Genomic DNA, 6,458 nt, shown 5'->3' with positions numbered 1-6,458 from the left:
CAGCTCCATCTGCACGTCGTCGGCCTTGGCCACCGGGCGGCGCTCGGCCTTGACCGTCAGCATGTTGCGCTCGACGTCGATGTCGATCGCGTCCGGGATCACACCGGGGAGGTCGAGGGCGATCACGTAATGGTCGCCCTCGCGGTAGGCGTCCATGGGCATCGCCTGGGGCCTCGACCAGGTGCCGGACGTGCCCAGCATCTGCTGGGTCAGACGGTCCAGCTCACGGAACGGGTCGGTGCGCATCAACATCGTGAAACACCTCCAAGGGTTCGGGCAGTGACTGCCAATGCGCTTCACCTGATTCCCTTGTAGCATGTCGTCCAAGTGATGACAAATCTTGAGTCGTCAAACGGATGACGGAAGGAGCGGTCGTCATGGATGCCGACGAGCCCCGTGCGCCGAGGACAACAGACCCGTACCGCTTCCGGCTGCTACGACCGCTCTCGGTGCCATCGATCATCAAGACGCTCGCCGGCCCGCGCGGGCACGGGCGTGGCGAGGTTGACGGCTGCTGACCGGTGAAGAGCTGCTCCCACGGGCGCGATGGGCAGCCCTTGGCGGCTCGTGGCCGGCGACTGCCCGCCGCCACACGGCCCGCTTCGACCTGAAAGACCTGCAGAACCGGACCACCGCGCTGGGCTGCGCCCTGCCCGACACCGAAACCGCGTCGGCCGCCCGACGACGGTTCCCCCAGACGTCTGCCCGACCGCGCCTACGGGTGTGTGTCCGTGACAGCGATGACCTCGTCGAGGCGGTCCAGGGCGGCCTGCAGGTCGTCGATCTTGCCCCGGATGCGCTCGCGCTCGGCGCGCAGCATGGCTCGTTGTTCGGCATCGGTGTGCCCGGAGACCCAGCACGGAAGGAGTTCCGTGATCCTTCGGCTGGTCAGTCCGGCGGCGAACATCTGCTGGAAGAAGCGGACCAGAACGATGGCGTCCTGCCGGTACAGGCGCTGGCCGGACGGGCTGCGCTCCGCGATGAGCAGCCCCTGCTGCTCGTAGTAGCGCACGGCGCGGACCGAGACGCCGGCACCCCGCGCCACCTCTCCGATGCGGATCAGCCGCTCGGCCGCGGCCCCTGTGGCAGTCATGGTGATTCCTCTCACCCCTGGCTCTGACGACCAGCACTTGCCTCTGACGTCAACGTCAGGTTTTAGCGTACCTGGCATGGACATCAACAACTCCGTCGCCCTTGTCACCGGAGCCAACCGCGGCCTGGGCCGCGCTTTCGCCCAGCGCCTGCTCGAACGGGGCGCCCGCAAGGTCTACGCGACGGCCCGCCGACCGGAGACCGTGAACCTGCCCGGGGTCGAGGTGCTGCCCCTCGACATCACCGATCCCGCATCCGTGAGGGCCGCCGCCGAGGCCGCCTCGGACGTCTCGCTGCTCATCAACAACGCGGGCATCTCGACGGGGACCGACCTGGTGACCGGTTCGCCGGACGCGGTGCGGCACGAACTGGAGACCAACATGTTCGGCCACCTGGGAATGATCCGGGAGTTCGCCCCGACGCTCGCCAAGAACGGCGGGGGTGCGATCGTCAACGTCCTCTCCGCCATGTCGTGGTTCGGGAGTAAGGGTGCCAATGCCTACCACCTGACCAAGGCCGCCGCCTGGGCCATGACCAACGGCGTCCGACTGGAACTCGCCGAGCAGGGCACGCTCGTCACGGCGGTGCACCTCGGTCTGGCCGACACCGACATGGCCGCGGGCTGGCCCGTGGACAAGATCGCTCCGTCGGACCTGGCCGACGCGGCGCTCGACGGTGTCCAGGCGAATTCCGCCGAGGTCCTCGCCGACCAGTGGAGCCGGGACGTCAAGTCCCGTCTGACGCTGACGCCGGAAGAGTTCGACGCCGCGATGGGCCGCGCCCTGGCGGCGCTGATGACGGCCTGAGGAGTCCCGCGGGCCGCACGGACTTCGGTCGGCTGCCTCTCGGCCTCGGCCGGTGCCACCCTGGCCTCCCGGGCGGCTCTGCCGCCCAGGCCCGGGGATGCCCTCCGTCACACCGCCGTAGGGGGGGGTGTGACGGAGGGCATCCCAATGATGATCTTGGGCGGCCACCGGCCGCCGACGGACCCGAGCAAACCCGAGCGGGCGTCCGCGCCACAGATGCGACACGGGTCGAGCCCGCCCGGTTGGGGCCCGGGCCTCGCGGTGTACTCACACGACCAGCCGGGCGGACGCTGGGCGGCCCCGCCGCGAACCAGGGGAAGGACTCGGCAGGACCGCGACGGCGAGCCCGTCCGGCCGGCCGCGTGGACCACTCGCATAGCCGGGCGGGCTGATGTGCGGCCCTGCCCTGGGGGCAGCTTTGGCAAGCGGTGGACAGGGCCACGTGTCCAGCATGCGCCCGCAGCCGGAACATGGCGAGGCTTCCACCGCGCAGCCCCCGACGGTCGAAGCGTCCTTCATCTGCCGGTAGGCCCACCGACGCATGGAGGCGCGTCGTGCGGGACCGGCGCTCCAGGAGGCAGGCCCGTACGGCGCCTCGCGCGCCGAGCAGGTGGCCGAAGGTGAGACAGGCCCCCGCCGCTCGCACGGCGGAGGCCCGGCTCTCGGATGAGGGGCGTCGGGGGGATGAACGATCCCTCATGCACTGCACCAGCCTGGTCACTGTAGGACACCGGCACTCGCCAGGCGGTGCACACGGGTGAGGAGCGGCGCCGCCGCAGCGGCCGGGTCACGTCGCAGCGGGCCCGCGGCCGTGGGCGACCCCGCCCTGTGGGCTGAATCTCGTTCCGCTTGGACGGGGTCGCATTTCCACACTGCGCCTCGAACGCCCGAGGAGCATCCTGGGGCGGCCGAGCCCGCATAGTCGTGATGCCGCCCTACGGCACCAGCGGTCGGGCCGTCCGCGCGGACGACGCTCCTGCCGCGTACCGCGTACCGCGTGCCGCATGGCCGAACTGCCGCCTGGTGAGGTTTCTGCGGCGGGCGGTTTCGACCCCGACAGCATCAGCCCCCTCGACGAGACTTCATCCCGCCGGCGAACCCGCGCATGGTCGAGGCTGTTCCCCAGGGCCGTGCACGCTCATTCCGTCGAGGCCGGCGCCAGCCAGCGCAAGGCGCTGACGGTGGCCGACCGGCTCCACAGGGCGCTCGCGGCTGTGGCCGCAGCCTCCCGCAGCGACCCGCAGGCGGGTGCCCGGCTCACCGACGAACCGGGGACAACCGTGACCAGCACCGCTGACCTGGTCCACCAGGGAAATCCGAAGCCTTCACCCGGCTGGTCGAACACGCTGCGGCAACGACACCAGGAGTGAGGATCGAGCTCGCGGGGCCGGGCGCGTGCATCTCCTTCGACCCGACCGGAAAACCCTCCTGAACACCGGTGCCCGAAACACGGACACCTCCACGAGCCCGGCTCGCGCCGCCAACGCCACGGTCACCGGCGTCCTCAGGCCGAAGGTCGAGGCGGAGGCGGAATTCTGCAGCCCCATGCCGCGATGCTGCAATGCGACGGCGGGTACCGGCTCGTAGGCTGCCGCCATGACCACGATCCCGACCGCGATGCCTCACGACGCCTTCGCTCTCCTACTGGAAGGCAATCAGCGCTTCGTCACCGGCGCCCCCGAGCACCCCAATCAGGACGCCGCCCGTCGCACTGAGACCGCCCCCGCCCAACAGCCTTTCGCCGTGATGTTCGGGTGCTCCGACTCCCGGCTGGCAGCCGAGATCATCTTCGACCGAGGCCTGGGCGACCTGTTCGTGGTCCGCACCGCGGGTCACGTCATGGGCGCGGAGGTGGTGGGCAGCATCGAGTACGGGGTGGGCGTTCTGGGCTGTCCTCTGGTCGTGGTGCTCGGGCACGACTCGTGCGGGGCTGTCGGCGCCGCGTGCGCCGCGCTGGAGGACGGCATGTCACCAGCCGGGTACATCAGGGACGTCGTCGAGCGGGTGACACCCAGCGTGCTGGCGGCACGAGCCACGGGACGGGTCGAGCCGGAGGAGATCCTCGCCGAGCACGTCAGGCACACCGTCGACCTGCTCCTGGACCGCTCCCGGGTACTCGCCGAGAAGGTCTCGGCCGGGCAGGCCGCCGTGGTGGGCCTTTGCTACCGCCTTGCCGACGGCAGCGCGAAGCTGGTCGCGGCCCGCGGCCTCGACGTGGCGGTCCCCGCCGTGCCCTGACCGAGGCCGCCGGCGCTGCCGTGGACCGACCGCTCCTGACCGGCTGGGGCTGCCGTCGGGCACCCCAAGGAGAAGAGCTGGTTTCCGCCACACCACCACGGGCGGAAACCAGCTCAACCGGAAGAGGGCCGCCAGAGGCTGCTACGACCCTCGGGACTGGCATGCGTCATCCTCGGTCCGGAGGCGCCCCTGAGGTCCGGCTACGACGACAGGGCGACGATCATGGCGATGACCCCGGCGAGGAAGATCGCGACGACGCCCAGTATGAGCACCAGTGGTGCGAACCCCCACGCATTGTGGAGTTCCGGGCGCTCGGGGACGGAGATCCCTTCGGTGGTGCTGCTCTCCGCCGGAGGCGTCTCCGTTGGCGGCACCTTGTGCTCGATGCCGCTGTGGGGGGCGGAACGGTTGCCTGCGTGCGGCGGCGTACTCATGGCGCACCTCCCTGGGAACGTGGTCAGTGCATCTGCTCTGTGACTTCCCGCGTGGGGTCCCGGAAAACGGAGTTCCGGCGTACGGGCGCCCGGGTCAGCCGACGGCGTCGGCGACCACGCGCAGGTCCGCGACCAGCCCGGCGTACATCTCCTCGCGGTTCTCGCCTGCCCGCAGCACGGCCGAGGGGTGCACGGTGGCGAGGACGTGGGCGCCGTCCTGGGAGACACCGGGCTTGAGAAGCCTCCCTCGCTGCCTGGTGACCCGGAACCCGGGCCCCATCAGAGCCTTCGCCGCGGTCGCCCCGAGCGCGACGACGATCCTCGGGGTGATCCGTTCCAGTTCGGCGTCCAGCCACGGCTTGCAGGCGGCGACCTCGCGCAGCGTCGGCTGCTTGTGGATCCGCCGCTTGCCCCGCTCGGAAACGGTGAACTTGAAGTGCTTGACGGCGTTGGTGACGTAGGCGTCGGCGGGATCGATGCCGGCCTCCTCCATCGCCTTGTCCTCTGGACAGGTACCTGGCTCGCACCGGCTTCAGTTCGCAGCAGACCGCCGAGGAACGCGATCCCGGGGCTCCGGTTAACCTGTGGTCACCGGCCGACGGTCCCGAGGGACACGATTTCGGCGCGCACGGCCGCTTCGGGGAGCAGGCGCACTCGCGGAGTGCTCAGTCGTGGGCCTCGCGTCACCACACGGCAGTGGGGGTTGCGGCAGTGGCCGCCGCGGCCGCCGTGGCGGTCGCGCGCGGCCTCCGCGACGCCTGACCGAGTGGGTCGCCGCGCGACCTACCAGTAGTGCCGTCGTCCCCCGACGGAGTGCCCCACGGCGCCCAACACCCAGAGCACGAGGCCGATGACGACCAGGATCAGTCCGATGGTCCAGAGGATCGAGATCCCGGCGAGGAAGCCGATGATCAGAAGGATGATGCCGAGAATGACCATGATGTCCTCCGCTGGTCGGCCCGCGTGCGGTCAGCTGCCGCCAAGGGCGCGTTGGAGTTCGGCCTTGTTCATGTGCGAGCGGCCGTCGACGTGGCGGCGTTTGGCCTCGGCGTAGAGCTGCTCGTAAGTGGGCCCCTGCGAGCCCTTGCCGGAGCGCTGCCCACCGCGCCTGCCCGAGGACATGTCCTGGGTGGAGCTGCGACTGGCGGTCTTCGACTCGCCCGCGCGGGCGCGTGCCTTATTGACCGTGCGGGCGGCGATCTCCTCGGCCCGCTTCTCGCTCTCGCCCCGGTCCTTCGCGCTCTCCTTGATGTGCTCGTACTGCCGCTCGCGCTTGCGGCTCGAACCTGCGGGCATTCCCTTCACCCCATTTGCTCGTCGTGGTCCTGAGGGACGGCTACCCCGTACCGGCGGATCATCACCAGGTGCACCACGATGACCCTCGTCGGGCCGGTCAGCCCAGGCCGGCGCCGACGGCGTCGCGTCGCACGGTCTCGACCGTGTCGATCTGCTCCTGCGCGCGGTCCAGCAGCGCCCGCAGCCGGTCCTCGTCGAGCTCCATCTTCGGCGTGAGCGTCAGAAGCGACTGCCACAGCAGGCTCTTGCCCTCGATGCCCAGGCGCAGTGCCTCGAGTTCGATGACCGTGCTCAGGCCGGAGCGGCGGGTGACCCGTCCGTTGAGCTTGAGCAGGCGTGCCTTCTCGGCGAGCCACCCCGCGTAGACCTTGTGCCGGCGTGCCGGTACGTCGAGCTCGGCCATCAGGTCGAGGAGGCTCTGCCGGTCCTCTTCGATCTCGTCGGCCAAGCGTCGCAGCTCGCCGGCGTGCGGAGAGGAGCGGTGGTGCTCGGCGAGGTGGCGGGAGATCAGTTGACCGGTGGTGGAACCGGCCAGATGGTCGTTCATGTAGATCTCGAGGGCTTCGTGACTCATGGCGGCTCCTCCTCGTCG

10 protein-coding genes and 1 pseudogene are annotated in these 6,458 nt (G+C 70.3%); 4 read left to right on the top strand and 7 right to left on the bottom strand.

Annotated elements, in window-relative coordinates; translation table 11 throughout:
• On the bottom strand, nucleotides 1–252 hold a 252-nt coding region (locus B085_RS0129785; RefSeq protein WP_018562262.1), incomplete at its 3' end, for an Hsp20/alpha crystallin family protein.
• A gap of 125 nt (nucleotides 253–377) precedes the next feature.
• On the opposite strand from B085_RS0129785, the gene B085_RS49655 reads away from it, so the two are divergent.
• Nucleotides 378–518, top strand: coding sequence for a hypothetical protein (locus tag B085_RS49655; protein ID WP_158689855.1), 141 nt, complete (start codon nucleotides 378–380; stop codon nucleotides 516–518).
• A gap of 197 nt (nucleotides 519–715) precedes the next feature.
• Here the strand turns inward: B085_RS49655 and B085_RS0129780 are convergent, their stop codons facing one another.
• A complete protein-coding gene (locus tag B085_RS0129780; protein WP_018562261.1) occupies nucleotides 716–1,093 on the bottom strand; it encodes a MerR family transcriptional regulator in 378 nt (125 codons plus the stop codon).
• Between the two features lie 76 nt (nucleotides 1,094–1,169).
• Here B085_RS0129780 and B085_RS0129775 point away from each other — a divergent pair, with 76 nt between their 5' ends.
• The 3 genes from B085_RS0129775 to B085_RS0129770 all read left to right on the top strand — a co-directional run bounded on the left by B085_RS0129775 (nucleotide 1,170) and on the right by B085_RS0129770 (nucleotide 4,136).
• Nucleotides 1,170–1,898 (top strand): SDR family oxidoreductase, encoded by a 729-nt coding sequence (locus B085_RS0129775; RefSeq protein WP_018562260.1) that lies wholly within the window; start codon nucleotides 1,170–1,172, stop codon nucleotides 1,896–1,898.
• 1,004 nt (nucleotides 1,899–2,902) lie between these two features.
• Nucleotides 2,903–3,268, top strand: coding sequence for a hypothetical protein (locus B085_RS49650; protein WP_158689854.1), 366 nt, complete (start codon nucleotides 2,903–2,905; stop codon nucleotides 3,266–3,268).
• 226 nt (nucleotides 3,269–3,494) lie between these two features.
• Nucleotides 3,495–4,136, top strand: a complete 642-nt coding sequence (locus B085_RS0129770; protein ID WP_018562259.1) for a carbonic anhydrase — start codon at nucleotides 3,495–3,497, stop codon at nucleotides 4,134–4,136.
• Between the two features lie 200 nt (nucleotides 4,137–4,336).
• Here the strand turns inward: B085_RS0129770 and B085_RS0129765 are convergent, their stop codons facing one another.
• The 5 genes and pseudogenes from B085_RS0129765 to B085_RS0129745 form a co-directional block, all read right to left on the bottom strand.
• Nucleotides 4,337–4,570, bottom strand: coding sequence for a DUF6480 family protein (locus B085_RS0129765; RefSeq protein ID WP_018562258.1), 234 nt, complete (start codon nucleotides 4,568–4,570; stop codon nucleotides 4,337–4,339).
• Nucleotides 4,571–4,664: 94 nt separating this feature from the next.
• Nucleotides 4,665–5,072 (bottom strand): annotated as a pseudogene (locus B085_RS44220) (uracil-DNA glycosylase family protein); the annotation flags it as partial.
• 281 nt (nucleotides 5,073–5,353) lie between these two features.
• The gene (locus tag B085_RS50180) at nucleotides 5,354–5,509 is read right to left on the bottom strand and encodes a DUF6131 family protein (RefSeq protein WP_018562256.1); all 156 of its coding nucleotides are present in this window, start codon (nucleotides 5,507–5,509) and stop codon (nucleotides 5,354–5,356) included.
• A gap of 30 nt (nucleotides 5,510–5,539) precedes the next feature.
• The gene (locus tag B085_RS0129750) at nucleotides 5,540–5,866 is read right to left on the bottom strand and encodes a hypothetical protein (RefSeq protein ID WP_018562255.1); all 327 of its coding nucleotides are present in this window, start codon (nucleotides 5,864–5,866) and stop codon (nucleotides 5,540–5,542) included.
• Nucleotides 5,867–5,963: 97 nt separating this feature from the next.
• On the bottom strand, nucleotides 5,964–6,440 hold the full coding sequence (locus tag B085_RS0129745) for a hypothetical protein (protein ID WP_018562254.1): 477 nt from the start codon (nucleotides 6,438–6,440) through the stop codon (nucleotides 5,964–5,966).
• Between the last annotated feature and the right edge of the window lie 18 nt (nucleotides 6,441–6,458).

Origin of the sequence: Streptomyces sp. BoleA5 (assembly GCF_000373665.1) — a bacterium.
Classification (GTDB): domain Bacteria; phylum Actinomycetota; class Actinomycetes; order Streptomycetales; family Streptomycetaceae; genus Actinacidiphila.
This window is presented reverse-complemented; position numbering and strand designations above follow the sequence as displayed.